Origin of the sequence: Isoptericola haloaureus, assembly GCF_036689775.1 — a bacterium.
Taxonomy (GTDB): Bacteria; Actinomycetota; Actinomycetes; order Actinomycetales; family Cellulomonadaceae; genus Isoptericola; species Isoptericola haloaureus.
Genome location: NZ_JBAGLP010000116.1, coordinates 357,670 through 383,068, shown reverse-complemented (window position 1 = coordinate 383,068; position 25,399 = coordinate 357,670). Strand labels below are relative to the sequence as shown.

The 25,399-nt window shown below is 75.2% G+C and carries 21 protein-coding genes; 10 read left to right on the top strand and 11 right to left on the bottom strand.

The window, feature by feature from the left end; translation table 11 throughout:
• The first annotated feature begins 2 nt into the window (after nucleotides 1-2).
• Both dapB and V5O49_RS07220 read left to right on the top strand, forming a co-directional pair.
• Nucleotides 3-776 carry a 4-hydroxy-tetrahydrodipicolinate reductase gene (gene dapB / locus V5O49_RS07225; RefSeq protein WP_332901631.1) on the top strand — a complete coding sequence of 258 codons (774 nt, stop codon included), beginning with the start codon at nucleotides 3-5 and terminating at the stop codon, nucleotides 774-776.
• On the top strand, nucleotides 773-1,255 hold the full coding sequence (locus tag V5O49_RS07220; RefSeq protein ID WP_332901630.1) for a hypothetical protein: 483 nt from the start codon (nucleotides 773-775) through the stop codon (nucleotides 1,253-1,255). Before dapB ends, V5O49_RS07220 begins: the two co-directional genes overlap by 4 nt.
• A gap of 4 nt (nucleotides 1,256-1,259) precedes the next feature.
• Here the strand turns inward: V5O49_RS07220 and V5O49_RS07215 are convergent, their stop codons facing one another.
• From V5O49_RS07215 to V5O49_RS07200, 4 genes are all read right to left on the bottom strand, one after another.
• Complete coding sequence (locus V5O49_RS07215) at nucleotides 1,260-1,793, bottom strand: hypothetical protein (RefSeq protein WP_332901629.1); 534 nt, start codon at nucleotides 1,791-1,793, stop codon at nucleotides 1,260-1,262.
• A gap of 45 nt (nucleotides 1,794-1,838) precedes the next feature.
• A complete protein-coding gene (locus V5O49_RS07210) occupies nucleotides 1,839-3,005 on the bottom strand; it encodes an MFS transporter (RefSeq protein ID WP_332901628.1) in 1,167 nt (388 codons plus the stop codon).
• A 78-nt stretch (nucleotides 3,006-3,083) separates the two neighbouring features.
• Complete coding sequence (locus V5O49_RS07205; protein ID WP_332901627.1) at nucleotides 3,084-4,955, bottom strand: glycoside hydrolase family 3 protein; 1,872 nt, start codon at nucleotides 4,953-4,955, stop codon at nucleotides 3,084-3,086.
• The gene (locus tag V5O49_RS07200) at nucleotides 4,952-6,232 is read right to left on the bottom strand and encodes an MFS transporter (protein WP_332901626.1); all 1,281 of its coding nucleotides are present in this window, start codon (nucleotides 6,230-6,232) and stop codon (nucleotides 4,952-4,954) included. The genes V5O49_RS07205 and V5O49_RS07200 overlap by 4 nt, the downstream gene beginning before the upstream one ends.
• Before the next feature lie 126 nt (nucleotides 6,233-6,358).
• Between V5O49_RS07200 and V5O49_RS07195 the strand changes: the two genes are divergently transcribed.
• Nucleotides 6,359-7,015, top strand: coding sequence for a TetR/AcrR family transcriptional regulator (locus V5O49_RS07195; RefSeq protein ID WP_332901625.1), 657 nt, complete (start codon nucleotides 6,359-6,361; stop codon nucleotides 7,013-7,015).
• A gap of 101 nt (nucleotides 7,016-7,116) precedes the next feature.
• Nucleotides 7,117-8,133: a DUF308 domain-containing protein gene (locus V5O49_RS07190; RefSeq protein WP_332901624.1), complete on the top strand. Its 1,017-nt coding sequence runs from the start codon at nucleotides 7,117-7,119 to the stop codon at nucleotides 8,131-8,133.
• A gap of 3 nt (nucleotides 8,134-8,136) precedes the next feature.
• Here V5O49_RS07190 and V5O49_RS07185 read toward each other — a convergent pair whose 3' ends face one another.
• The 4 genes from V5O49_RS07185 to V5O49_RS07170 are packed head-to-tail and all read right to left on the bottom strand — an operon-like array spanning nucleotide 8,137 to nucleotide 11,184.
• Nucleotides 8,137-8,643, bottom strand: coding sequence for a GNAT family N-acetyltransferase (locus V5O49_RS07185; protein WP_278237097.1), 507 nt, complete (start codon nucleotides 8,641-8,643; stop codon nucleotides 8,137-8,139).
• A gap of 21 nt (nucleotides 8,644-8,664) precedes the next feature.
• Nucleotides 8,665-8,985, bottom strand: coding sequence for an AzlD domain-containing protein (locus V5O49_RS07180; protein WP_278237098.1), 321 nt, complete (start codon nucleotides 8,983-8,985; stop codon nucleotides 8,665-8,667).
• Nucleotides 8,982-9,683, bottom strand: coding sequence for an AzlC family ABC transporter permease (locus tag V5O49_RS07175; RefSeq protein WP_332901623.1), 702 nt, complete (start codon nucleotides 9,681-9,683; stop codon nucleotides 8,982-8,984). Before V5O49_RS07175 ends, V5O49_RS07180 begins: the two co-directional genes overlap by 4 nt.
• Before the next feature lie 31 nt (nucleotides 9,684-9,714).
• Nucleotides 9,715-11,184 (bottom strand): NAD-dependent succinate-semialdehyde dehydrogenase, encoded by a 1,470-nt coding sequence (locus V5O49_RS07170; RefSeq protein WP_332901622.1) that lies wholly within the window; start codon nucleotides 11,182-11,184, stop codon nucleotides 9,715-9,717.
• Nucleotides 11,185-11,338: 154 nt separating this feature from the next.
• Between V5O49_RS07170 and dapA the strand changes: the two genes are divergently transcribed.
• From dapA to V5O49_RS07155, 3 genes are all read left to right on the top strand, one after another.
• Complete coding sequence (gene dapA / locus V5O49_RS07165) at nucleotides 11,339-12,262, top strand: 4-hydroxy-tetrahydrodipicolinate synthase (RefSeq protein ID WP_332901621.1); 924 nt, start codon at nucleotides 11,339-11,341, stop codon at nucleotides 12,260-12,262.
• A gap of 21 nt (nucleotides 12,263-12,283) precedes the next feature.
• Entirely contained in the window at nucleotides 12,284-13,969 is a 1,686-nt protein-coding gene (locus tag V5O49_RS07160; protein ID WP_332901620.1) for a ribonuclease J, read from the top strand.
• A 402-nt stretch (nucleotides 13,970-14,371) separates the two neighbouring features.
• On the top strand, nucleotides 14,372-16,939 hold the full coding sequence (locus V5O49_RS07155) for an FtsK/SpoIIIE family DNA translocase (protein WP_332901780.1): 2,568 nt from the start codon (nucleotides 14,372-14,374) through the stop codon (nucleotides 16,937-16,939).
• Nucleotides 16,940-16,969: 30 nt separating this feature from the next.
• Here the strand turns inward: V5O49_RS07155 and V5O49_RS07150 are convergent, their stop codons facing one another.
• Nucleotides 16,970-18,235: a CapA family protein gene (locus V5O49_RS07150; protein WP_332901619.1), complete on the bottom strand. Its 1,266-nt coding sequence runs from the start codon at nucleotides 18,233-18,235 to the stop codon at nucleotides 16,970-16,972.
• 42 nt (nucleotides 18,236-18,277) lie between these two features.
• Here V5O49_RS07150 and pgsA point away from each other — a divergent pair, with 42 nt between their 5' ends.
• From pgsA to V5O49_RS07135, 3 genes are all read left to right on the top strand, one after another.
• Entirely contained in the window at nucleotides 18,278-18,922 is a 645-nt protein-coding gene (pgsA, locus tag V5O49_RS07145) for a CDP-diacylglycerol--glycerol-3-phosphate 3-phosphatidyltransferase (RefSeq protein ID WP_332901618.1), read from the top strand.
• Nucleotides 18,919-19,392 (top strand): CinA family protein, encoded by a 474-nt coding sequence (locus tag V5O49_RS07140; RefSeq protein ID WP_332901617.1) that lies wholly within the window; start codon nucleotides 18,919-18,921, stop codon nucleotides 19,390-19,392. Before pgsA ends, V5O49_RS07140 begins: the two co-directional genes overlap by 4 nt.
• 197 nt (nucleotides 19,393-19,589) lie before the next feature.
• Nucleotides 19,590-19,919 (top strand): helix-turn-helix domain-containing protein, encoded by a 330-nt coding sequence (locus V5O49_RS07135; protein WP_278237106.1) that lies wholly within the window; start codon nucleotides 19,590-19,592, stop codon nucleotides 19,917-19,919.
• Here V5O49_RS07135 and V5O49_RS07130 read toward each other — a convergent pair.
• Nucleotides 19,903-20,703, bottom strand: a complete 801-nt coding sequence (locus tag V5O49_RS07130; protein ID WP_332901616.1) for a DNA-formamidopyrimidine glycosylase family protein — start codon at nucleotides 20,701-20,703, stop codon at nucleotides 19,903-19,905. The two genes, V5O49_RS07135 and V5O49_RS07130, sit on opposite strands and share 17 nt — an antisense overlap.
• Nucleotides 20,703-25,391: an ATP-dependent helicase gene (locus V5O49_RS07125; protein WP_332901615.1), complete on the bottom strand. Its 4,689-nt coding sequence runs from the start codon at nucleotides 25,389-25,391 to the stop codon at nucleotides 20,703-20,705. The genes V5O49_RS07130 and V5O49_RS07125 overlap by 1 nt, the downstream gene beginning before the upstream one ends.
• Between the last annotated feature and the right edge of the window lie 8 nt (nucleotides 25,392-25,399).

Sequence of the window (25,399 nt, the reverse complement as noted above, 5' to 3'; positions counted from 1 at the left end):
GCATGAGCAGCGCGACCAGGGTGGCCGTCATCGGTGCGGCCGGACGGATGGGCAGCCAGACGTGCGCCGCGGTGGAGGCCGCCGAGGGCCTCGAGCTCGTGGCCCGCGTCGACGCCGGTGACGACGTCGCGGCGGCGGTGCGCGACTCCGGCGCCCAGGTGGCCGTGGACTTCACCGTCCCGGCGGTCACCGAGGCCAACGTGCACGCGGCGCTCGACGCCGGTGCCCATGTCGTGGTCGGGACCACCGGCTGGGACGACGACTCGCGCGGCCGGGTCACGGAGCACCTCGAACGGCTCGCCGCCGGGCAGGAGGGCGACGGGCCGGGTGTGCTCATCGCGCCGAACTTCGGCCTGTCCGCCGTGCTGGCCATGACGTTCGCGGCCAAGGCGGCCCGGTACTTCGAGTCCGCCGAGGTCGTCGAGCTGCACCACCCGAACAAGGTCGACGCCCCGTCGGGCACGGCCCGGCACACGGCGGCCGCGATCGCCGCGGCGCGCGCGGACGCCGGCCTCGGGGCCTCGCCCGACGCGACCCAGGACGGCTGGGAGGCGCGGGGTGCCGACGTCGACGGCGTGCGGGTGCACGCGGTCCGGCTGCGCGGCCTGGTGGCCCACGAGGAGATCCTGTTCGGCAACGCCGGGGAGCAGCTGACGATCCGCCAGGACTCGTTCGACCGGGCCTCGTTCATGCCGGGCGTGCTGCTGGCGGTGCGCGAGGTCGGGTCGCGCCCGGGTCTGACGGTCGGGCTCGAGCACGTGCTGGACCTGTCGTGACCACCGAGGACGGCTCCTCGCCGCCCGCCCGGAGGCGTCCGCCGCGGGGACTGGTCGGCGCGCTGGCGGTGACGTTCCTGCTGGCGATCTACGTCTGGGCGATCGCCGGGCGCGGCGTGGCGATGGTGGCCAGCGGCGAGCCCGTGCTCGTCGCCATCGGTGCCGCCGCGCTGGTCGTCCCGCTGCTCGTCGTGGGGCTCATCGCGCGCGAGTTCTGGCTCGCGGCCCGCGTCCAGCGGATGGCCGACGTCCTCGCCGACGCCGGGGAGCTCCCCGTGGACGACCTGCCCCGGTCCCCGGGAGGACGGATCGACCGCGACGCCGCCGACGCCGCCTTCACCGAGGCGCAGGCCGCCGTCGAGGCCGAGCCGGAGAGCTGGCGGGCCTGGTACCACCTGGCCTTCGCCTACGACGCCGCCCGCGACCGCCGTCGGGCCCGGGCCGCCCTGCGCAAGGCCTCCTCGCTCTTCACGGGCTGACATCTCAGCCGGACGGCCACCGGGTCCAGCAGTACAGCTCGTGGCGGACGTCGGCGGCCCGCCAGGCGAGCTCGCCCAGATCCTCGAGGGAGCGGGCCAGCGCCGCGGCGTCGCCTGTGTGCTCGACGCGCCGCGCCCACTCGCGGGCGGCCTCGGCGAGCTGCTGCGGGGAGGCGGCCGCCAGGTGGTCCGCGAGCTCGGTGGCCACCGTCACGACGAACGGCCCCTCGTCCTCGCCGCCGACGACCTGACCGTGCCGGGGATCGGCCGTCACCTCGCCGTAGGGGAGGCCGAAGGTCACCTCCGCCAGCACGGCCAGCGCGACGAAGGGGTCGATCGACGGCAGCGCCACCGTGTCGAAGAGCGGCTCGCCGGACCCTCGCGTGGGGGTGCTCGGTCCGGTGTCGACGTGCAGCACCGTCGCGGCCAGCGCGTCGGACGGCGCGGCGAAGTAGTCGGTGAGCATCGGTTCCGTCGGGCTCGCCAGACGACGGTGCCTGGTGCTGGCTCGTGCGGACCCTTCTCCGACGTCGGACATGGAACCAGCCTGCCAGCGACGTGCTACGACGTGGTCACGCGGGAGTTACCGTGCGGGGTCGCGCGGGAACGCTCGCCGGGCGACCAGCACCACGACGCCGGCGGCGGCCATGGCCGCCGCCCCGGTCCACGCGAGGGCGGGGAGTCCCGGGCCGGCGACGACGACGGCCCCGACGGCCGCCCCGAGACCGATGCCGAGGTTCGAGGTGGCGTTGACGAACGCACCCGCGACGTCCGCGCTCGCGCCGCGGGCCCGCAGCGCCAGGGTCTGGAACGCGGCGGGCACGGCCCCGAACGCGGCGAGCCACACCGCCGCGGCGACCAGCACGGGGAGCCGCTGCGGCAGTGCCAGCCCGAGGACGACCAGGGCGAGCACCATCACCCCGACGGTGGCGAGCGTCAGGGCGCGCGGGCGGCGGTCCAGGTAGCGCGCTGCCGCCCAGAGGCCCACGATGCCCAGCGCGCCGAAGACGAGCAGGGCCGGGCCGACCGCGGCCTCGGTCAGGCCGGTCGCGAGCAGCAGCAGGGAGACGAAGGTGTACACCGTGTACTGGCCCACGAACAGCAGCGTGTTGGTCCCCACGACGATCCCGAGGCGCGACCGCCCGCGGTGCGGCGAGCCGCCCGGCGCGACCTGCTCGACCCCGACCGGGGGCAGGAGCCGGGCGACGAGGAGCGCGGTCAGCGCGCACACGCCGGCGAGCACCGCGAAGGACCACCGCCACCCGACGGCCGCGCCGAGCGACGTCGACAGCGGCACGCCGAGCACGAACCCGAAGGTGCCGCCGGTGGTCACCAGCGTCACCGCGCGGCCGGTGTACAGCGGCGAGACCAGCCGCGCCGCGTAGGCGATCGAGACCGAGAAGAACAGCGCGTGCCCGAGCCCGCCGAGGGTCCGGGCCGCGACGACGACGCCGAACGTCGGCGCGACGGCGGCCAGCACGTTCGCGACGGCGTAGACGACCACCGTGGTGAGCAGCAGCGGCTTGCGGGCCAGGCGCCGGGTGAGCAGCGTCAGCGGGACCGCGCACGCCGCCACGACGAACGCGTACACGGACACGAGCAGCCCGGCGGTCGACTCCGGCACCCCGAGGCCGTCCGCGAGCTGCGGCAGCAGCCCGACCGGGAGCACCTCGGTGGTGATGGCGACGAAGTTCGCGACGGCCAGGAACGTGATCCCCGCCAGGGCGTCGCGGACGGTGCGGTGTTCCACCGGTTCATCCTGTCACCGGTGCACCGACCCGCGACCGACCCGCGACCGCCCGGGGGCGGCCGCGGGGCGGTACGCGGCTCAGACCGACAGGCCGTGACCGCAGCGGAACAGCGGGTCCGCGGTGTCGAACGGCACGTCCTCCCGGGAGGCCTCGACGGCGGACATCGAGCGGGGCAGGTCGAACGGCAGCCTGCCCTCGGGCCGCACGACGCCGGTCAGGGCGTCGAGCAGCGCGCCGGTGGAGGCCCCGTAGTTCGCCACGAGAGACCCTGTCCTGCCCAGGGCGTCGAGCACGGGGGCGAGGATCGCCGGGCGGTCGAGGTAGACGTCCACGACGGTCGGGACCCGGGAGGCGACCGTGGCGACGCGGGAGATCGTCTCGGCGGGGAAGTCCAGGGACCCCGCGTGGAAGAACGCCTCGAAGCCGTCCCCGCGTGCCTCGTAGGGAGCCTTGAGGCGCAGCAGCGCCACGTCGGCCTCCTCCGGCGAGTCGACGAGGGTCACCAGGCCGGGGGAGACGTCGGTGACGTCGTCGGCCCCCTCGAGCCAGACGCGCAGGCCGCGAGCGGCCGGCAGGGCCGCCGGACCGCTCCGGGCGGCGGACAGGACCGTCACCGACCGGGACTGGGCCCGGCGTCCCGCCGCGACGAGCTCGGGATGCCCGACGACGGCGCTCGCGGCGTCGACGTCCACGTACCGGGCGTCGTCGAACAGCCCGAGGACGAACTTCTCGCGCAGCAGGCGGGCGACGGAGACGTCCAGCCGCTCCTCGGGGACCCGGCCGGTGCGGACGAGCTCGACGACGAGCTCGGGGCAGGCCTCGCCGCCGAGCTGGTCGGCTCCGGCGGCGAGGATCCTCTCGACCCGCTCGAGCGGGGTGAGGTCCTCGACGCCCCACGCGCGGGCGGGGTACTCGGTGCCGAGGATCTCGGCGTCGTTGACCAGGCCCCAGTCCGTGCAGACGATGCCGTCGAACCCGAGACGCTCGCGCAGCAGCCCGGTGAGGACCTGCCGGTTGAAGGCGAAGCCGACGGGTTCGACCGCCTCGCCGTCGACCTCGAGGCCCACCGGCATGCCGTAGTAGGGCATCATCTGGCGGGTGCCGGCGGCGATGAGCTCGGTGAACGGTGCGAGGTGCGTGGCGAAGGCGCCGCCCGGGTAGACCTGCTCGCGCCCGTAGGCGAAGTGGGGGTCCTCGCCGTCGGCCTGCGGGCCGCCACCGGGGAAGTGCTTGGTCATGGTCGACACGGAGGACGGGCCGAAGGTGCCGGGCAGCCCGGCGCGGCGTGCGACCGCACCGGTGCCCTGCAGCCCGTGGACGGCGGCGGCGCCGAGCCGTCCGGCGGCCGCGGGGTCCTCGCCGAAGGTCCCCGCGGCCCGCGACCAGCGGGGTTCCGTGGCGAGGTCCACCTGCGGGTGCAGCGCGGTGCGGATCCCCACGGCCAGGTACTCGCGCCGCACGGCGTCGGCCTGCTCCTCCACGAGCCCGGGGTCGCCGACGGCCGCCAGGCCCGGCGTCTCGGGCCACTGCGAGAACGGGCCGGCCAGCAGCGCCGTGCCGGGGTTGTCGGTGAACGCGTGGCGCGGGTCGCTGGACACCGTCACCGGGATGCCCAGCCGCGTCGAGGCGGCGAGCTCCTGGAGCCGGTTGTGCCAGCGGGCGAACTCCTCGGCGGTCGCCGGCGAGGCGAGCACGTTGAAGTGCGTCATGTGCCGACCCAGGAGCATGTCGCTGGTGGCGGGCACGCCCATGGGCGAGGGCTCCTCGGCGAGGGTGCCGCCGGGGCCGGTCTCGATCATCGTGTGGAAGAGCTGGCCGGCCTTCTCGGCCACCGTCATCCGACCCAGCAGGTCGGAGACGCGCTCGCCGACGGGGCGGGTCCGGTCCCGGTACGGGGCGTCCGCCGGGACGGCCCCGGTCCCCACGGCGTCGTCGTTCGCGGTCCTCAACGCACGCCCTTGATGCGGTAGACGAGCACGGCGCCGAAGAAGGCGACGAACGCTCCGAAGAGGAACCAGGCGGTGTAGCCGCCGATGCCGACGGCCGTGCCGACGGCGATGATGCTGGGGGCCATCGCCGGGGCGAGCGACTGGGGCAGGGCGTTGGCGATGTTGAGCACCCCGAGGTCCTTGGCGGCGTCCTCCGCGTTCGGCAGCACCTGGGTGGCCAGGGCCTGGTCCACCGAGAGGAACGAGCCCGCGCCGAAGCCGACGACGCCCTGGGCGACCACGACCATCGCCACCGACGGGGCCAGCGCGAGGAGCAGGAGACCGAGCACCATCACCAGACCGGCGGCAGTGACGAAGGGGCGGCGCTTGCCGAGCTTGTCCGACAGCCAGCCGCCCAGGGGGCTCGAGACGAGCATGGCCACGGTGGAGGCCATGTTGGCCGCGAGGATGACCTCGGTCGCCTCGGCCTCGGCCAGGCCGAAGGTGTCGGTGAGGTAGTAGGGGATGTAGGTCGCGATGCCGGCGTAGCCGAACATGACGAAGAACTTCGTCAGCCAGGTCCAGCCGAAGTCCCGGTGGGTGCGGGGGTCGAAGACGAAGGAGCCGAAGAACTCCTTGACGCGGAAGGGCTCCACGGGCGGGACGGTGCGCACGACGTCGTCGAGCACGACGGCGAACACGATGCTCGCCACGGTGGCGACCAGGCCGGGCAGCAGGAACCGCCACAGGTCGGCGGCGACGAGGTTGGCGAGCACCGAGGCGCCGAGGATGGCCAGCGGCGTGCCGATGCCGATGAGCGCGGAGTAGCGTCCGCGGCGGGCGGGGGCGACCTGGTCGTGCAGGGTCGCGATGATCGCGGCCAGTGCCCCGTTGTAGGCGGCCTGCGCCAGGCACCACGCGACCAGGACCATCGGCACCGACTCGGTCACGCCGATCACCGCCATGGCGAGGGTCCCGACGAGAGAGCCGCCGACGATGAACGGCCGCCGCTTGCCGAAGCGCGCCGTGGAGCGGTCCGACAGTCGGCCGGCCAGCGGGTTCGCGACGAGGGCGAACGCGGCGCCGACGCCGAGCACGAGCCCGAGGCTGCCGACGGCGCCCTCGGGGTCGATGTGCTGGATCTTGAACGCCATGGCGACCATCACCGGCGTGAACAGCGCGAAGTACACGCCGAACGCGGCGAGCGTCAGGCCGGATCCGTAGCCGCGCGGCGTCGTCGCCGGACCGGGGTCCTGGGACAGTGCCCGGCCGTCGGCCGGGGTGGGGGTGGCGGTCATGGTGGACATCCTCGTCGTCGGGGTCGGAACCCATTACTTACCAACTGGTCGGGACCTATGGTTACCGATTGGTCGGGTTCTGCGCAACCCTGGCATGATGGTGACCGTGACGGACGAAGGAGTGCGATGACGACCACGGGTACGACACCCCAGGCCAGCGGCTCGCGGGCCGGTGGCTACGCGCGCGGTCGCCGGAAGCGCGAGCAGATCCTGCAGGCCGCGATCTCGCTGTTCGGCGAGGCCGGCTTCCACGGCACCTCCCTGCGCGACATCGCCGCGGCCGCGGGGATCTCCCACCCCGGGCTGCTGCACCACTTCCCGACCAAGGCGGCGGTGCTGGAGGCGCTGCTGGAGCACCGGGACGAGGTCGACGAGGCGGACCTCGAGGCGGAGCTGGACCAGGGCACCGACTTCTTCGCCGCGATGATCCACCTCGTGGAGCGCAACGCGCTGCGCCCGGCGATCGTCGACCTCTACACCTCCGTCGCCGCCGAGGCGACGTCCCCGGACCACCCGGCGCACGCCTACTTCGAGCAGCGGTACGCCGCCACCGTCGCGCGGATGCTCGAGGAGCTGGAGACCCGGCGGGACGCCGGCGGCCTGCGCCCCGGCCTCGACCTGGAGGCCTCCGCCCGGTCGATCGTCGCCATCATGGACGGGATGCAGCTGCAGTGGCTGCTCGCCCGCGACCTCCCGCGGGCGCAGCGGCCGGACATGGCCGGTGCCCTGCGGGCCTACCTCGACCTGGTCCTCGTGCCCGAGGATGCCCGCGCGGCGGACTGACGGGCGGCGGCCCCGGCTCGTTCCTCCTGCGCCTCCCGGGCGGGCCGGCACGCGGGCGCCTAGCATGGCCGCAGGTCAGCAGGCATCGACGAAGGGCTCGCATGGCACGCGACGACGGAACGACCCAGGACGAGGCCACCGCCGAGGCACCCGGTGCCGCACGCAACCCGTTCCGCCGGGTGTGGTGGCTCCCCGTGCTCCGGGGGATCTCCTACATCGTGCTCGGTCTGCTGCTCATGATCGAGCCGCTCGAGGAGCTGGAGATCCTGCGCCTGCTCATCGGGATCTTCCTCGCCTTCGACGGCGTGCTGGTCCTGGTCCAGTGGCTGGTGCACCGCCGGCAGGTCGGCTCGGCCTGGTGGCTCGCCCAGGCCGGGGTCAACCTCGGCTTCGGCGCCGCCGTCGCCCTGTGGCCCGAGCTGTCGCCGACGCCGTTGTACTACGTGCTCGCGGTCTGGACGATCGTGCTGGGCATCGTGGCGATCATCGGCGGTGCGGCGCTGTCGAGGAACCGGGACCTCGGCTGGCCGTGGATGGTCGCGTTCGGCATCACGGCCGCCCTCTTCGGCCTCCTGCTCGTGACGCGGCCGCTGGACTCCTTCGACGTCCTGCGGCTGGTGACGATCGTCTTCGCGCTGTTCGCCTTCGTGGCCGGATCGCTGAACATCGTCTCCGGGTTCGCCGTCCGCTCGGTGTCGCGCGAGCTGCAGGGCCTGCGCGAGCAGGCCGAACGCGTGGGTGTCGTGGTCACCGGTGGCTCCGTGCTCGGCGCCGCCAACCCGCAGGCCGCGCCCGCCCGTGCCGCCGGCCCGCGTCCCGCGCCCGGCGGCCAGGAGGTCGGCGCGACGTCGGCCGGTGGCGCTCCCGGGACGCCGTCGACGCCCCGGGACGAGGCGGCCTCGCCGACCGCGGCACCGGACGGCGGGACCGGTGCTCCCGCCGCCGAGGGGACGGGTACGCCCTCCGAGGGCGGCACCCCGCCCGCGCCCGACGCCCCGTCCGGCCCGGACGGACCGTCCGGCGAGGGCAGCCCCGCGACGGGCACGCCCGCGGACGGCGAGGACCCGGGCGCGGGGTCGCCCGGAGGGACCACCGGCCGGTGGCGCCGCCGCCCCTGAGGCTCAGATCGTGGCGGACCAGCGCCGCTCGACGACGTCGCGGACCCCGGTGGCCAGGGCGCGCTCCGTGCCGTCGGGACCGAGGCCCGAGGAGGACAGGAACCGTTCACGGCCGTCGTCGCCGTCGAGCACCCAGGTGACGACCTCGGACTCGCCGTCGGTCCGCAGCCGGTCCACGGCCGCGGCCAGCAGCCGTGAGCCGTGACCGCCGCGCCGGGCGTGGGGCGCCACCTCCAGGGACATCACCTGGCCCGGGGCGACGGCGGCGAAGCCGACGACCGTCGGTCCGTCCAGGGCGACGAGCACGGCGAAGCCGGGACCCGGCGGCCGGGAGATAGCGTCGGCCCACCGGTCGGTCATCGCCGTGGTGTCCAGGGCGTCGACGGCGCCCCCGAGCACGTCGGCGTGCGTGGTGCGCCAGGCCTCGACCTGGATGCGGGTGACGGCCTCCTCGTCGCCGGGGACGGCGGGGCGCACGGAGACGTCGGCGGTCTCCTGGAACAGTGCCATCGGGCCACCCTAGTGGGCCGCTCAGCCCCAGCCGAGCGCGCGCAGGCCCGCGGCCACGGCGGCGGCGACCACGATGACCACGACGAAGGGTGCGCGCAGCGCGAGCGCTGCCGCCGCGGCGGCCAGCGCCGGCACGCGCGCGTCCACCGTGAGAGCAGGGCCGGTGGCGAAGGTCTGCACCACCACGAGGGCCACGAGCAGCGCTACCGTGACCAGCCCCGAGGTGCGCTGCACCCGGTCGGTGGCCAGCCAGTGCTGCGGGACGAGGTGGCCCGCGAGCTTCAGGGCGAAGCTCGCCACGGAGGCCACCAGCACGGTCGCCCACAGCACGGTCGGGGTCATCGCGCACCTCCACGCCGGGCACGGGGTGCGGGGGACAGGAGCCCGGCCGCGATCGCCGCGGCGGCCGCCCCCAGGACGGGGATGCCCGCGGGGGTCACCGGGACCAGGGCGGCGGAGACGACGACGGCGAGAGCGGCCACCAGGCGGGCGTCGCGGGAGGCCAGGCGCGGCCAGACGAGCGCGAGGAAGGCGGCCCCGGCGGCCGCGTCCAGACCCCAGGCCCGCGGGTCCCCGAGCGCGTCGCCGGCCAGGGCCCCGAGCAGGCTGCAGACGTTCCACAGCACGAAGACGCCCAGCCCGGTGGCCCAGAACCCGACCCGTACGGCCTGCGGGTCGCGCTGCGCCACCGCGACCGCGGTCGACTCGTCGATCGTGACCTGCGCGGCCGCCCAGCGGCGCCACCCGCGCACGTCGAGCAGCGGGGAGACCACCGCGCCGTAGAGGGTGTTGCGCACGCCGAGCAGGCTCGACGTCGCCACGGCGGCCAGCGGGGAGCCGCCGGCGGCCACGACCCCGACGAGGGCGAACTGCGAGCCGCCCGAGAAGAGCAGCAGGCTCAGCGCGGCGGTCTGGGCCACGGTCAGACCCGCGACCACCGCCAGCGCGCCGAACGAGACGCCGTAGAGCCCGGTGGCCACGGAGACGCTGACGCCCTGGCGGACGGCGGCCGAGACCGCGGGGGAGCGGGGGCGGGACACCGGGTCATCGAACCACGGGACCCGCGGCCGGTCACATCGCCACGTACACGGTCTCGAGGTACTCCTCGAGACCGGCCTCGCCGCCCTCGCGGCCCAGCCCGGACTGCTTGGTGCCGCCGAACGGCGCGCTCGCGTCGCTGACCATGCCCCGGTTCACCCCGATCATGCCCGCGTCCAGCTCGTGCGCCGCGCGCATCGCCAGGTCCAGGTCGCGGGTGTAGGCGTAGGCCGCCAGCCCGTAGGGCGTGTCGTTGGCCAGGGCGATGCCCTCGTCGTCGTCGGCGAACGCGACCACGGGGGCCACGGGCCCGAAGATCTCCTCGTGCACGCAGCGCGCGTCCCGGGCGACGTCGGCGAGCACCGTGGGCGGGTAGAAGTAGCCGGGACCGGCGGGGCGCTGCCCCCCGGTGACCACGCGGGCGCCGTGGTCCACGGCGTCGGCGACCAGCGCGTGCACGGAGTCCACCGCGTCGGCACCGATGAGCGGCCCGACGTCGTTGCCCTCGGCGCCGGGCCCCACGGTCAGGTCGGCGAAGCGCGCACCGAGGCGGTCGGCGAACTCGGTGGCCAGCGACTCGTGCACCAGGAAGCGGTTGGCCGCCACGCACGACTGGCCGCCGTTGCGCAGCTTGGCCACGGCCGCACCGTCCACGGCGGCCTCGAGGTCGGCGTCGCCGAAGACGACGAACGGCGCGTTGCCGCCCAGCTCCATCGAGCAGGACAGCACCTGGTCGGCCGCCTGGGCCAGCAGCCGCCGCCCGACACCCGTGGACCCGGTGAACGACAGCTTGCGCAACCGGTCGTCCGCCAGCAGCGGGCCCGTGACGTCCCCGGCCGAGGAGGTGGGGACGACGTTGACGACGCCGGCGGGCAGCCCGCGGCGCTCCAGCTCGTCACGCAGGATCTCGGCCACGGCGAGGGTGGTCAGCGGGGTGAGCTGGGCCGGCTTGATCACGACCGGGCACCCGGCGGCCAGGGCGGGACCGATCTTGCGCGTCGCCATCGCGATGGGGAAGTTCCACGGGGTGATGAGCAGCGCCGGCCCCACCGGCCGCCGGTGGACGAGCTGCTGGTTCGCGCCGGCCGGTGCGCGGCGCAGCAGGCCGGGCGCGCGCACCGCCTCCTCGGCGAACCAGCGGAGGAACTCGGCGCCGTAGGCGACCTCGGCGCGCGACTCGGCGAGGGTCTTGCCGCACTCGGCGGTGATGAGGGCGGCCAGCTGCTCGGTGCGGGCGGTGACGGTCTCGAAGGCGGCCCGCAGCAGCTCGGCGCGCTCGCGGGGGGCGACCCGCGCCCACTCCGGGGCGGCCGCGTGCGCCGCGGCCAGGGCCGCCTCGCCGTCCTCGGGACCGGCGTCCGCCACCGAGCACAGGGTCTCCTCGGTCGCCGGGTCGACGACCTCGAACGTGCCGCCGCCGGTGGCCGCACGCCAGCGGCCGTCGACGAGCACCTCGGTCGGGACGTCACGGACGGGAGAGGTGGTCGGCGTCGTCGCAGTCATACGGCCAGTATGTGACGCGTGTCGCGGCACCGCAGCAGCGCGTGCGGCCGCCCGGGCCCTCGGCCCGGGGCCGCGCCGTCGCGCCGACGACACGCCGTGCGACAGCCGCTGGACAGCGCCGCCGCCGCGACCCCTCGACAGGTACGGTGTTCCCATGACGCTGCCCGGTACCCCTGCGCGCCCTTTCGGCGCCGTGCTCACCGCAATGGTCACGCCCATGTCGGGGTCGGGCGCGATCGATCTCGACGCCGCTGCGCAGCTCGCGACGCGGCTCGTGGACGCAGGCAACGACGGCCTCGTGCTGTCGGGCACCACGGGCGAGGCGCCCGTGACGCACGCCCCGGAGAAGGCCGACCTGGTGCGCGCCGTCGTCGAGGCGGTCGGTGACCGGGCGACCATCCTGTCCGGTGCCGGTTCGAACGACACGGCGCACGCCGTGCGCATGGCCGAGCAGGCGGCCGAGGCCGGCGCCGACGGACTCCTCGTCGTCTCGCCGTACTACTCCCGCCCCACCCAGGAGGGGCTGTACCAGCACTTCGCGACGGTGGCGGACTCCACCGACCTGCCGGTCATGCTCTACGACATCCCCGGCCGGGCCGGGGTCCGCATCGCACCCGCGACGTACGAGCGGATCTCCGCCCACCCCCGCGTGGTGGCCACCAAGGACGCCACCGGGGACGTGGGCTCGGTGCCCGCGCTGCAGCGGCTGACCGGCCTGGCCTGGTACTCCGGCGACGACGGGCTCCTGCTGCCCTTCCTCGCCCACGGCGCGGCGGGGATCGTCTCGGTCTCCGCGCACCTCGTCGGCGACCGGTTCGCCGAGGTCGTGCGGCGCTTCGACGCCGGCGACCACGTCGGCGCGCTGGAGGTCTTCAACACGACGATGCCCGTGCTGGCCGCCATGAACGGCGCCGGCGCGCAGGCCGTCATGGTCAAGGCCGCCCTGGAGCTGCTCGGCGTCCACGACAACCGCGAGCTGCGCCTGCCGAACGTCGCCGCCACGGACGACGACGTCGCCGCGGTGCGCGCCGCCCTCATCGCCGGCGGGGTCATGGAACCCGCCACCACACCCCAGTAACGACACAGGCCAGGAGGCCCCGTGAGTCACCCTCACCCCGAACTTCCCCTGCCCCCCGAGCTGCCGGCCGACGGTCTGCGGATCGTCGCCCTCGGCGGGCTGGGAGAGGTCGGCCGCAACATGGCCGTCCTCGAGCACCGCGGACGGCTGCTCATCATCGACTGCGGCGTCCTCTTCCCGGAGGACCACCAGCCCGGCGTCGACCTCATCCTGCCCGACTTCGAGTACATCGCCGACCGCATGGACGACGTCGAGGCGATCGTGCTCACCCACGGCCACGAGGACCACATCGGTGCCGTGCCGTACCTGCTGCGCCTGCGCCGCGACATCCCGATCTACGGCTCGCAGCTGACGCTGGCGTTCATCGAGGCCAAGCTCAAGGAGCACCGCATCAAGCCGGTCACCCACGTGGTGGCCGAGGGCGACTCCGTGCAGCTCGGGGAGTTCGGCTGCGAGTTCGTGGCCGTCAACCACTCCATCCCGGACGCGCTCGCCGTGGCCGTCACCACGGCCGCCGGTACCGTGCTGCACACCGGCGACTTCAAGATGGACCAGCTGCCCCTGGACGGTCGCGTCACCGACCTGCGGGCCTTCGCCCGGCTCGGCGAGAAGGGGGTCGACCTGTTCATGGTCGACTCCACCAACGCGGAGGTCCCCGGCTTCGTCACCAACGAGGCGGAGATCGGACCGGTGCTGGACAACGTCTTCGCCCAGGCGGAGAAGCGCATCGTCGTCGCCTCGTTCTCCTCCCACGTGCACCGCGTCCAGCAGGTCCTCAACGCCGCGCACGCCCACGGGCGCAAGGTCGCCTTCGTCGGCCGCTCGATGGTGCGCAACATGGGGATCGCCGCCGAGCTCGGCTACCTCGACGTCCCGCCCGGTGTGCTCATCGAGCTCAAGCAGGCCACCAACCTGCCCGACGACCAGGTCGTCTACATGAGCACCGGGTCGCAGGGCGAGCCCATGGCGGCGCTGAGCCGCATGGCGAACGGCGACCACAAGGTCAACGTCGGCCACGGCGACACCGTGATCCTCGCCTCGTCGCTCATCCCGGGCAACGAGAACTCCGTGTTCCGCGTCATCAACGGCCTGACCCGGCTCGGCGCGCGCGTGGTGCACTCCGGCAACGCCAAGGTGCACGTCTCCGGGCACGCCAGCGCCGGCGAGCTGCTGTACTGCTACAACATCCTGCGGCCCAAGAACGTCATGCCGGTGCACGGCGAGGTGCGCCACCTCGTGGCCAACGCGGCGCTCGCGGTCAAGACCGGGGTCCCCGCCGACCGCGTCGTGCTCGCCGAGGACGGCGTCGTCGTCGACCTCGTGGACGGCAAGGCCTCCGTGGTGGGCGCGGTCCCGTGCGGCTACGTGTTCGTGGACGGCTCCTCGGTCGGCGAGGTGACCGAGAGCGAGCTGAAGGACCGTCGCACGCTCGGCGAGGAGGGCTTCGTGTCCGTCTTCGCCGTGGTCGACACCGCCACGGGCAAGGTGCTCGCCGGGCCGCAGCTCCTGGCGCGCGGCATGGCCGAGGACGACGCCGTGTTCTCCGAGATCCAGCCGGACGTGGTCCAGGCCCTCGAGGACGCGATCGCCGGCGGCGCCACCGACACCTACCAGCTCCAGCAGATCATGCGGCGCGTCATCGGCCGTTGGGTGAACCGGCGTCTGCGCCGCCGCCCGATGATCGTCCCCGTCGTCGTCGAAGCCTGAGCCGGAGCGAGCGTGCGAGCGCAGGCGCAGGCTGACCGGGGGACCGAAGCCTGAGCCGGAGCGAGCGTGCGAGCGCAGGCGCAGGCTGACCGGGGGACCGGGGTCTGAGCGAGCGGACACGCGACGCCGACGTGCGGCGTCGTGACCAGGGTCGCGGGTACCGTGGTGACCATCATGGCGACCCGGATCCCTGCCCGGAAGACTTCCGGGACCTCGCGGTCGACGGCCCGTACGGGGCGCAGCGCCTCCGTGTCCGCGCCGTCACGCAGCCCGTCCGCGCGCTCGTCGTCGCGCTCCTCCACGGGCCGGTCCTCCACGGGCCGGTCCTCCGGGGCGCGCGGCGGGCGCTCGTCCGGCTCCGCCCGGAACCGTCGGCGGACCGGGCCACCGTGGCCCGTGAAGATGGTGCGCGGCGCCTACCTGGGCGTCGCGCACGGCCTGGGTGCCCTGACCCGCACGATCACCAAGGGAGCGAGAGACCTGGAACCCGAGCACCGCCGAGACGGCGTCGCCTTCTTCCTCATCGCGATCGCCCTCGTCGTGGCGGCCCGCGAGTGGTGGGGCATCCCCGGGGCCTTCGGCACGTGGGTCCACGCGGTCGTCGCCGGGACGGTCGGGCTGGCGGGCGTCGCGATCCCCGTCCTGCTCATCTGGATCGGCGTGCGGATCATGCGCCACCCCGAGCGGGGCCACGCGAACTCCCGCGTGGCCATCGGGGTGAGCCTGCTCGTGGTCTCCGTCTGCTCGCTGGTGGCCATCGCCGAGGACACCCCGTCCCCGCGGGACGGGTTCGACCAGGTGCAGGACGCCGGCGGCATCATCGGTTACCTCGCGGCGACGCCCGTCGTCATCGGCGTCACGGCGTGGGTGGCCGTGCCGCTGTTCCTGCTGCTCGGCTTCTTCGGGCTCCTCGTCGTCACCGCGACCCCGGTGCACCGCATCCCCGAACGGGTGCGGGGGCTGTACGACCGCCTCACGGGCAACCACGGCTCCGCCGGGGACGACGGCCGGCTCGAGCTGGCCGACGGCGTCTCCTCGCACGACGGCACCGACGAGAAGCCCGCACGCAAGAAGCGCACCAAGCGGGTGCGCTCCACCCGCGCCGAGCGCGCCGCGAAGGCGGCCTCCGGCGACCTCGACGAGTACGCCGGCGACCAGGCCTTCGACAAGGCGGCCACCCTCGACCCGGCCGGCCCGTCGGCGCCGGCCGGTGCCGACGACCCGGGAGCGACGCAGGTGATCGCCACGGGGGCGACGGCGTCGCCCGCCCCGGCCGACAGCGCCCCGGCGGCGCCGGCGGGGCCGTCCGCGCCGGAGCCGTTGCCCGCTCCCCAGGGGCGGGCGGAGCAGCCGATGCTCTCCGGCGACACGGTCTACCTGCTGCCGTCGGAGGACGCGCTGGTCCAGGGCGCGCCGCACAAGAGCCGCTCGGCGGCCAACGACCGCGTGGTGGCCGCCCTCGAGCAGACCTTCGAGCAGTTCGGCGTGGACGCCCAGGTCACCAACTTCACCCGGGGGCCCACGGTCACCCGGTACGAGGTGGAGGTCGGCCCCAAGACCAAGGTCGAGCGCATCACGGGGCTGAGCAACAACATCGCCTACGCGGTCGCCAGCGCCGACGTGCGGATCCTGTCGCCGATCCCCGGCAAGTCCGCGATCGGCATCGAGATCCCGAACACCGACCGGGAGACGGTCGTGCTCGGGGACGTGCTGCGCTCGTCGGCGGCCCGCCGCACCGAGCACCCGATGGTCATGGGTGTCGGCAAGGACGTCGAGGGCGGTTTCGTCGTGGCGAACCTGGCCAAGATGCCGCACATCCTCGTCGCCGGCGCGACCGGTGCCGGCAAGTCGAGCTTCATCAACTCGATGATCACCTCGATCCTCATGCGCGCCACCCCCGAGCAGGTGCGACTGATCCTCGTCGACCCCAAGCGGGTCGAGCTCACGCTGTACGAGGGCATCCCGCACCTGATCACGCCGATCATCACGAGCCCGAAGAAGGCGGCCGAGGCGCTGGACTGGGTCGTGCGCGAGATGGACGCCCGGTACGACGACCTGGCGACGTTCGGGTACAAGCACATCGACGACTTCAACGCCGCGGTGCGGGCCGGCAAGGTGACGCCGCCCCCGGGCTCGGAGCGCAAGGTCGCCGCCTACCCGTACCTGCTGGTCGTCGTGGACGAGCTCGCCGACCTGATGATGGTCGCGCCGCGGGACGTCGAGGCCGCGATCCAGCGCATCACCCAGCTCGCGCGGGCCGCGGGCATCCACCTCGTGCTGGCCACGCAGCGTCCGTCGGTGGACGTCGTGACCGGTCTGATCAAGGCGAACGTGCCCTCGCGGCTGGCGTTCGCGACGTCGTCCCTGGCCGACTCCCGCGTCGTGCTCGACCAGCCGGGCGCCGAGAAGCTCATCGGTCAGGGTGACGCGCTGTTCCTGCCGATGGGCGCCTCCAAGCCGATGCGCGTCCAGGGGGCGTGGGTCAGCGAGTCGGAGGTGCACGCCGTCACCGAGCACGTGAAGTCGCAGCTCAAGCCGATCTACCGCGAGGACGTCACCGCCCCGGCGGCCGCCAAGAAGCAGATCGACGAGGACATCGGCGACGACCTCGACGTGCTGCTGCAGGCGGCAGAGCTCGTGGTGTCGACGCAGTTCGGCTCGACGTCGATGCTGCAGCGCAAGCTGCGCGTCGGGTTCGCCAAGGCCGGCCGGCTGATGGACCTGCTCGAGTCGCGCGAGATCGTCGGCCCCTCCGAGGGGTCGAAGGCTCGCGACGTGCTGGTCCAGCCCGAGTCCCTGTCGTCCGCGCTCGCCCTGATCCGCGGCGAGACGCCGTCCGCCTACGACCAGGACGCCGAGACCGCGGCCTCGGGGGACCGGTACGCCGACGGCACCGACGGTCACCGGCCGCCCACGGCGACCGACTACCACGACGGCGCCGACACGGACGCCGAGCACCCCGTCCGCTGAGCTCCTCGTCCGCCGGGCCCGGGGGCGGGTTCAGCGGTCCCGGACGGCGGGGTCCCGGGGCAGGACGGCGGGGGCCCCGCCGGTCGGCTCCGGCGGGCGCCGACGCTCGCGGGCCTGCGGACCGACCGCGTCGGCGACCCGGTCGTGGCGGGTGCGCAGCTCGCGGCGGTCCAGCGTCGTGGCGCCGGCGTCGAGCGGACGTCCGAGCGCGTGCACGCGGTGCCCCGCCGGGATGTCCACGGTCGTGGCCGTCCAGCGGACGTCGGTCACGCGTGCCGGTTCGGCCGGTCGTTCCTCGGTGACGGTGGCGGTCAGCAGCACGCCGCTGCTGGTCCGGGGGTCGCAGCAGGACGCGCTCTGGTTCGACAGCAGGTTGCCCAGCCCGTAGGCGACCCACATGCCGGCCCGGTGCGGCCCGCCGTCGAGCCGCTCGATCCGCTGGGGCACATGCGCGTGGTGGCCGATGACGAGGTCGACCGCACGCGAGGCGGCCAGGGCGGCGGTGACGTCCTCCTGCTGGGCGGTGAGCCGCTCGGTGTACTCGGTGCCGGCGTGCAGGCTGACGAGCACGATGTCGGCACCGTCGTCCCGCCGGGCGGTGCGCGCTGCGGTGACGAGCGCCTCCGCGTCGACGAGGTCGACCGCCCACGGCGCCTCGGCCGGCACCGGGAAGCCGTTGAGGCCGGAGGTGGCCGACAGGTGCGCCACGACCAGGTCCCGGTCGGACCGCTGGAGGCGGTAGTGCTGGGCCGACCTCTGCTCGCGGCGTGACCGGGCCGTGCCTGCGTGGCCCATCCCGGCGTCGTCGAGCGCGTCCAGGGTGGTCACGACGCCGGTGTACCCCCGGTCGAGGGCGTGGTTCGACGCCGTGGAGCAGCCGTCCCACCCCTGCGCGGCCAGGGCCGGGACCAGCTGTCGCGGAGCACCGAAGACGGGGTAGCCGCTCGGTGCGGTGCCCCGCGGCGTGACGGGCGCCTCGAGATGGCACAGGGCGAGGTCGGCGCCGGCCACCCACGGGTCCAGGCCGGCCAGCAGCCGGCCGAACCGGTCGCCCCCGCGGGCGGAGCGCACCACCGGCCCGTGCGGGAGCAGGTCGCCGGCGGCGAGCACCGTGAAGACCGCCGGCAGGACGGGGTCCGGGGGAGCGATCTTGGCGCGCGCGGTGGACGGCGCCACCGTGGTCGTCGGCGCCGGGGCGGGCTCCGACGGTGCGACCAGCCCGCAGGCCGTCGTCGCCGCGACGGCGGCGACCACGAGGACCCGCCGGGCGACCCTGCGTGGGGCGTCGTCGGCCACGCCGCGAGGTTAGCGCGCCGCCGGTCCCAGTAGGCTGATGGCATGCCGGACGCCGCACCTTCGCCCTGGAACATCGCGAACATCGTCACGATGATCCGCATCGCTCTCGTCCCCGTCTTCGCAGCGGCCCTGCTGGTCGACGGCGGCGAGTCGATGCTCTGGCGCCTGGTGGCGACGGGCATCTTCCTGCTGGCCGCGCTCAGCGACAAGGTCGACGGCCACCTGGCGCGGTCGCGCGGGCTCGTGACGGACCTGGGCAAGCTCCTGGACCCGATCGCCGACAAGGCCCTGGTGGGGACCGCGCTCGTCCTGCTGTGGTGGCCGCTCGGCGAGCTGCCCTGGTGGGTCCCGACGATCATCCTGGCGCGCGAGCTGGGGATCACGCTGATGCGCATGGCCGTCCTGAAGTACGCGGTGATGCCGGCCTCGCGCGGCGGCAAGATCAAGACGGTGCTGCAGGTCGTCGCGATCTCGCTGTTCCTGCTGCCGCTGGCGCAGCTGCCGGGCGCCGTGGTGGTCGTCGCGTGGGTCGTCATGGGGGCGGCCATCGTCGTGACCGTGGTGACCGGCGTCGACTACGCCGTCCAGGGGCTGCGCCTGCGTCGCCGAGCCCGGCAGGAAGGCACGGACGCCGCTCCCGAGGGGCCGGCCGGCGGTACGTCGGGAGCACCCCGGACCGAGGGATGACGGCCCGCGAGGTCCTGGCGGCGGCGGCCGCGCGGGGATGGACGCTCGGCGTCGCCGAGTCGCTGACCGCGGGCATGGTCGCGGCCGAGCTCGCCACCGTGCCGGGCTCCTCAGCCGTCCTGCGCGGCGGTGTCGTCGCCTACGCGACGGACCTGAAGGCGTCGTTGCTGGGGGTCGACGCGGACCTGCTGGCCGCCCGGGGGGCCGTGGACCCCGACGTCGCCGGTGCGATGGCCACGGGCGTGCGCTCCGCGACGGGGGCGGACGTCGGGCTCGCCACGACCGGGGTCGCCGGGCCGGACCCCCAGGACGGCCGGGCCCCCGGGCTCGTCTTCGTCGCCGTGGCCACGCCGACGGCCACCGAGGTGCGCCGGTGCGACCTGGACGGCGACCGCGCCGCGGTCCGTGCGGGCGCGGTCGCGGCGGCCCTGGACCTCTGCGCAGCGGTGCTGGGTGACGCCGCCGCGTGAAGGAAGGGTGCGGATCCCGGACGCCGTGCCGTGGTGGGAACACACCGGGGGGTGCCGGGCGTTGGGCAGGTGTGATCGCCAACAGGCCACGAACCGGTATCGATGCCCGTCCCGGACGACGCAGCACGCGCCCGTCGGGGTACGGTAGTCATCCCACGCCCCGTCCCGGGGTGTCGGAGGAAGAGAGGGGGCGCGACATGGTCGTCCTGCGACAGGAGATCGGTGACGTGCTGCGCGACGCGCGGCAGCGTCAGGGGCGCACCCTGCGAGAGGTGTCCTCGGCCGCACGGGTCTCGCTCGGCTACCTCAGCGAGGTCGAGCGCGGGCAGAAGGAGGCCTCCTCCGAGCTGCTGGCCTCCATCTGCGAGGCCCTCGACATCCCGCTGTCCCTCGTGCTGCGCGAGGTGAGCGACCGGATCGCGGTCGCCGAAGGACTGCTCGTCCCGGACACGATCCCCACGGACGTGCTCGCCGGGATGCTCTCCCGCGGCGCCGTAGAGCGCGAGGACCTCACGCCGGTCGGCTGACCGCCTGGCACGTGGGGCACCAGAACACCGGCCGCTCGTACGGCGGCTCGTTCGCCTGCCCGACGGCGATCGGCGTCCGGCACCGTCGGCAGGGTTTGCCCAGTCGCCCGTGCACGGACCGCGGCACCTCGCCCAGGCCCTGGCGGCGGCCGATCTCGACGCTTCCCCCCACGAGCCGGCGCGCCGTGACGAGCAGGCCGCGCACCTCGTCCTCGGACAGGGAGTCGGCCGGGGCCCACGGGTGCAGGCGACGCGCGAAGAGCGACTCCGCCATCCAGATCGTCCCGAGCCCGGCCACGATCGCCTGGTCCAGCAGGACGTCGCACAGCGGGCGGGCCCCCTGGGCCTGCCACCGGTCGAGGGCCTCGGGCAGTCCGTGGGTGCCGAAGTCGGCGGCGAGCACGTCCGGTCCCAGGTGAGCGAGCAGGCGCGGCTCGTCCCGGGTCCGCAGCAGGTCCAGCATGCCGAGCCGCCACCCCACGGCGGTCCAGCGGGCGGTCGACAGCACGGCGCGCACCTGCGGATGGCCCGCGGCCGAGGCGCGGCCGTCGGTCGGCACCACCCGCCACGCGCCCTCCATCCGCAGGTGGGTGTGCAGGGTGCGGTCGTCGTCGAAGCGGGTCAGCAGGTGCTTGCCGTACGAGACGCAGCCCGTGACCGTCCGGCCCGTCAGCTCGGCCCCGCCGACGTTCGGCCAGCGCAGCTCGGCGCGCACCAGCGGCCCGCCCCGCAGCGCCTGGTCGAGGCGTTCGGCCGTCAGCCGCAGCACGTCTCCCTCGGGCATCAGACCGCCACCCGCAGGCCGCGGGGGGTGACCGAGAAACCTGCCCCCAGCAGCGCCCCGGCGGCCGCGGACGGTGTCCGGACGGCCTCCAGGGACGCCACGCCGTCGATCCGCTGCACCACGAGCCGGCCCAGCCGCCCCTGGCGCGCACGGTCGGCCAGCGTCGCCGCCGCGACCTCGAGGGCGGCCGGCTCCGTGGTGAACGTCAGCAGCGTGCGGCCGCCCCGTTCGACGTAGAGCGCCGGCTCGCCGTTCGTCAGCACCACCACGGCCCCCGCCTTGCGGCCGGGCCGGTGGCCGCCGGGGGCGTCACCCGGCCCGGGGGTGGTGCCCGGCCACGGCAGCGCAGCCCCGTACGGGTTGGCGGGGTCGGTCGCGGCGAGCAGCAGACCGGGCGGTGCGGCGTCGGGGTCGTCGCGGACCCGGTCGCGGTCCCCGGCGTCCACGCGCAGCCGGTCGACCGCACCGGGCAGGGCGAACTGCGCGCCGCCCAGCCGTTCGACGAAGTATCCGCGCCGGACCGCCCCGCGCTCCTCGAGCCCGGTGAGCACCCGGTAGACCTCCCGGAACTGCCCGGCCACGTGCTCGGACGGCGCGACGGCACGCGTCAGGACGCCGTGCCGGTCCAGCAGCACCTGGGCCAGGGCGTGCGTGCGCACCGTCGCGTCCTCCTCGCGGGTCGGCAGCGCGGACCAGCGGCCGGCTCCCGCCGGCGGCACGGTGGCGCGCGCCACGGCGAAGCGGGACCGCCGCACGGGGCGGGCGCGCCCCGGCTGCCGGGGTGCCCGGTGCGCGCCGCCGCCCGTGCCGAGCCGCGCCCGCAGCACGGCCAGCCCGTCGTTGGTGACGTGCCCGCCCCACACGAGGTCCCACAGCGTCTCGAGCACGTCCTCGGTCGGGGCGTCCGCGAGCTCGACGAGGCGGGGCAGGAAGTAGCCGCCCGACGACGTGAGCAGATCGAGCAGCACCCGGTGCAGGTCGGTGTCCAGCGTCCCCTCGGGACCCAGGGGTGCCGGCTGCGCCAGCGTCAGCGGGGCGTCCTCGGCCAGGTGCAGGCTCACGGTGCCGTCCGTGCCGGGCAGCGCGGCGTGGCCGGCCCAGACGACCTCGCCGGTGGTGGTCAGCTCGTCCAGCAGGGCGGGGGAGTAGTCGGCGACCCGGGCGGGGAGCACCAGCGTCTCCAGCGCCGAGGCGGGCACCGCGGCACCCGCGAGCTGCTCGACGGCCCGGAGCAGACCGTCGGTGCCCCGCAGCCGCGGTCCGGTGGTGCCCTGCCAGCGGGGCAGGAACACGCCCAGCGCCTCCGGCTCCACGGGTTCGACCTCGGCGCGCAGCGCGGCCAGGGAACGCCGCCGCAGGGTCCGCAGAACCTGCGGGTCGCAGAACTCGTCGCCGGTGCCGCCGATCACCTCGGGCCGCAGGGCGCCGCGGGTCAGCCGGCCGTCCCGCTCCAGCCGGGACAGCACCGCGGTCACCACGGCGACGCCGAGCCCGAACCGGTGCGCGGCCCCGGCCGCCGTGAACGGCCCGTGCGTGCGGGCGTGGCGGCGCAGCAGGTCAGTCAGCGGGTCGGCGGCGGGCGCCATGACGGCGTCCGGCAGGCCCGCGGGCGGTGCCACCCCGAGCGCGTCGCGCAATCGGCCGGCGTCCTCGGCGACCGCCCACTGCTCGGTGCCGGCGACGCGGACCCGGATGGCCCGGCGGTCACGTTCCAGCGCGGCGAGCCAGTCGGGGACCGCGCCGGTGACGTCGTCGGCCACCCGGCGGCGCACCTCCTCGAGCCCGTGCGGTCCGGTGCGGCGCAGCAGGTCCCAGACCGCCTCGGCGTCGGTCGCACGGCGGTCGGGGGCGAGCCCCTGCAGCTCGGCCTCGGTCCGCTCGACCACCTGGGGGTCCAGCAGGTCGGAGAGGTCGGTCGCGCCCTGCTCGCCGAGCAGCTCGGCCAGCAGCGTCGGGTCCAGCGACAGCGCGGCGGCCCGGCGCTCGGCGAGCGGCGCGTCGCCGTCGTACAGGAACTGGGCGGTGTACCCGAACAGCAGCGACCGGGCGAACGGCGAGGGTCCCTCGGTGGAGATCTCGACGAGCCGGACGTCTCCCGCGGCCAGGTCGGTCATCAGCGCGCGCATGGCGGCGACGTCGAAGTCGTCCTGCAGGCACTCGCGGGCGGCCTCGAGCATGATCGGGAAGTCCGGGTAGGCCGAGGCGACCTGCAGCAGCTGGGCGGCCCGCTGGCGCTGCTGCCACAGCGGGGCGCGGCGGTCGGGACGACGGCGGGGCAGCAGCAGGGCGCGGGCCGCCGCCTCGCGGAACCGGGACGCGAACAGCACCGAGGAACCGAGCTCGGCACGGACGGCCGCGTCGACCTCGTCCGGCTCGACGAGGAGGTCGGCCGTGGTGACCTCGGGCCGTGCCGTCGCGGCCTCGAGGTCCCACGGCGAGTCGCCGGGCAGGCGCAGCACGATCCCGTCGTCGGCGGCCATGGCGGCGACGTCGGTGCCCAGGCGCTCCCGCAGCCGCGCGCCGACCACCAGCGCCCAGGGCTCGTGGACGCGGGCGCCCAGCGGGGAGTGGACCACGACCCGCCAGTCGCCGAGCTCGTCGCGGAAGCGCTCGACGACGACGGTGCGGTCGTCGGGGACGCGGCCGGTCGCGGCGCGCTGCTCGGTGAGGTAGCCGGCGAGGTTGTCGGCGGCCCACGCGTCCAGCCCCGCCTCGCGCAGGTGGGCGCGGCCCTTCTCGGCGTCGTCGGCGAGGTGCTCGTCGGCCTCCCGCAGGAACGCGCCGACGGCCCGTCCGAGTGCCACGGGTCGGCCGGGGGAGTCGCCCCGCCAGAACGGCAGGCGGCCGGGCAGGCCCGGCGCCGGGGTGACCAGCACGCGGTCCGGGGTGATCTCCTCGACCCGCCAGGTCGAGGACCCGAGGGTGAAGGTGTCCCCGGCGCGGGACTCGTAGACCATCTCCTCGTCGAGCTCGCCGACGCGCTTGCCGCCGCGCCCGCCGTCGTCGCCGGCCAGGTAGACGCCGTAGAGGCCGCGGTCGGGGATGGTCCCGCCGCTGGTGGCGGCCAGCCGCAGGGCACCGGGACGGGCCGTGAGCCGCCCCGAGGCACGGTCCCACACGATCCGCGGCCGCAGCTCGGCGAACTCCTCGCTGGGGTAGCGCCCGGCCAGCATGTCGAGCACCGCGTGCCACGTCGCGTCGCCGAGGGCGGCGAAGGGCGCGGCCCGACGGAACGTGCCGAGCAGCTCGTCGGCGTCCCAGTCGTCGACGGCGAGCGCGGCCACGACCTGCTGGGCGAGCACGTCCAACGGCGTGGACACGACCCGCAGGGGTTCGATGTCGCCGGAGCGCATGCGCTGGGTGACCACCGTCGCCGGGACGAGGTCGCCCCGGTGCGTGGGCAGGACCACGCCGCGCGAGACGGCCCCGACCTGGTGCCCGGCCCGACCGATGCGCTGCAGGCCGCTGGCCACCGACGGCGGGGCGCCGACCTGCACGACGAGGTCCACCGCCCCCATGTCGATGCCGAGCTCCAGGGACGACGTCGCGACAACGGCGGGCAGCAGCCCCGCCTTGAGGTCGGACTCGGTCCGCGTGCGCTCGGTCCGGCTCATCGAGCCGTGGTGGGCGCGGGCGAGGACCGGGGCCCCGGGCTCCAGTGCCGCCGCCGTGCCCGACTGGCCGGGTGTCGCGGCCGCCTGCTCCGCCCCGGCGTCGGGCGCGGCCGTCACCTCGCGCTCCGCCCAGGTCTCGTTGACACGGGCGGTGAGCCGCTCCGCCCCGCGCCGGGAGTTGGTGAACACCAGGGTCGAGCGGTGGTCGCTGACGAGGTCGACGACCCGGTCGGTCACGTGCGGCCAGATCGAGGCCTGCCGCTGCGGACCGCTCGCGGCCCCGGACAGGTCGGGCTCCTCGTCGCCGCCGAGGTCGGTCAGGTCGGGGACGGGGACGGCGACGTCCAGGTCCCAGCGCTTCTCGGACGGCGGCTGGACGACGACGACCTCGCGGCCGCCCTCCGTCGTCGGACGGCTCCCGCCGAGGAACCCGGCGACCTCCTCGGCCGGACGCACGGTGGCCGACAGGCCGATGCGCTGGGCGGGGCGGGGCAGCAGGGCGTCGAGCCGTTCGAGGCTGATGGCCAGGTGCGCGCCACGCTTCGTGCCCGCCAGCGCGTGGATCTCGTCGACGATCACCGTCTCGACGCCGGCCAGGCCGGCGCGGGCCGCCGAGGTCAGCACCAGGAACAGCGACTCGGGCGTCGTGACGAGGACGTCCGGGGGACGGGTGGCGAAGGCGCGGCGCTCGGCGGGAGGCGTGTCGCCGGTGCGCATCCCCACGTGCACGTCGTGGGCACCGACCGCGAGCCGGTCGGCGGCCCGGCGGATCCCGGTCAGGGGAGCGCGCAGGTTGCGCTGGACGTCGGCCGCCAGCGCCTTGAGCGGGGAGACGTACAGCACCCGGCAGCGGTGCGCGGGCTCCGCCGGCGGTGGCGCGGACGTCAGGCGGTCGATCGCCCAGAGGAACGCGGCCAGCGTCTTGCCCGAGCCCGTGGGCGCGACCACGAGCGCGTGCCGGTCCGCCTCGACGGCCTCCCAGGCGCCCACCTGCGCCGTCGTCGGGCCCGCGAACGCGTCGCGGAACCAGGCCCGGGTCGCGGGGGCGAAGCGGGCGAGCGGGTCGGTGGCCACCAGCCCAT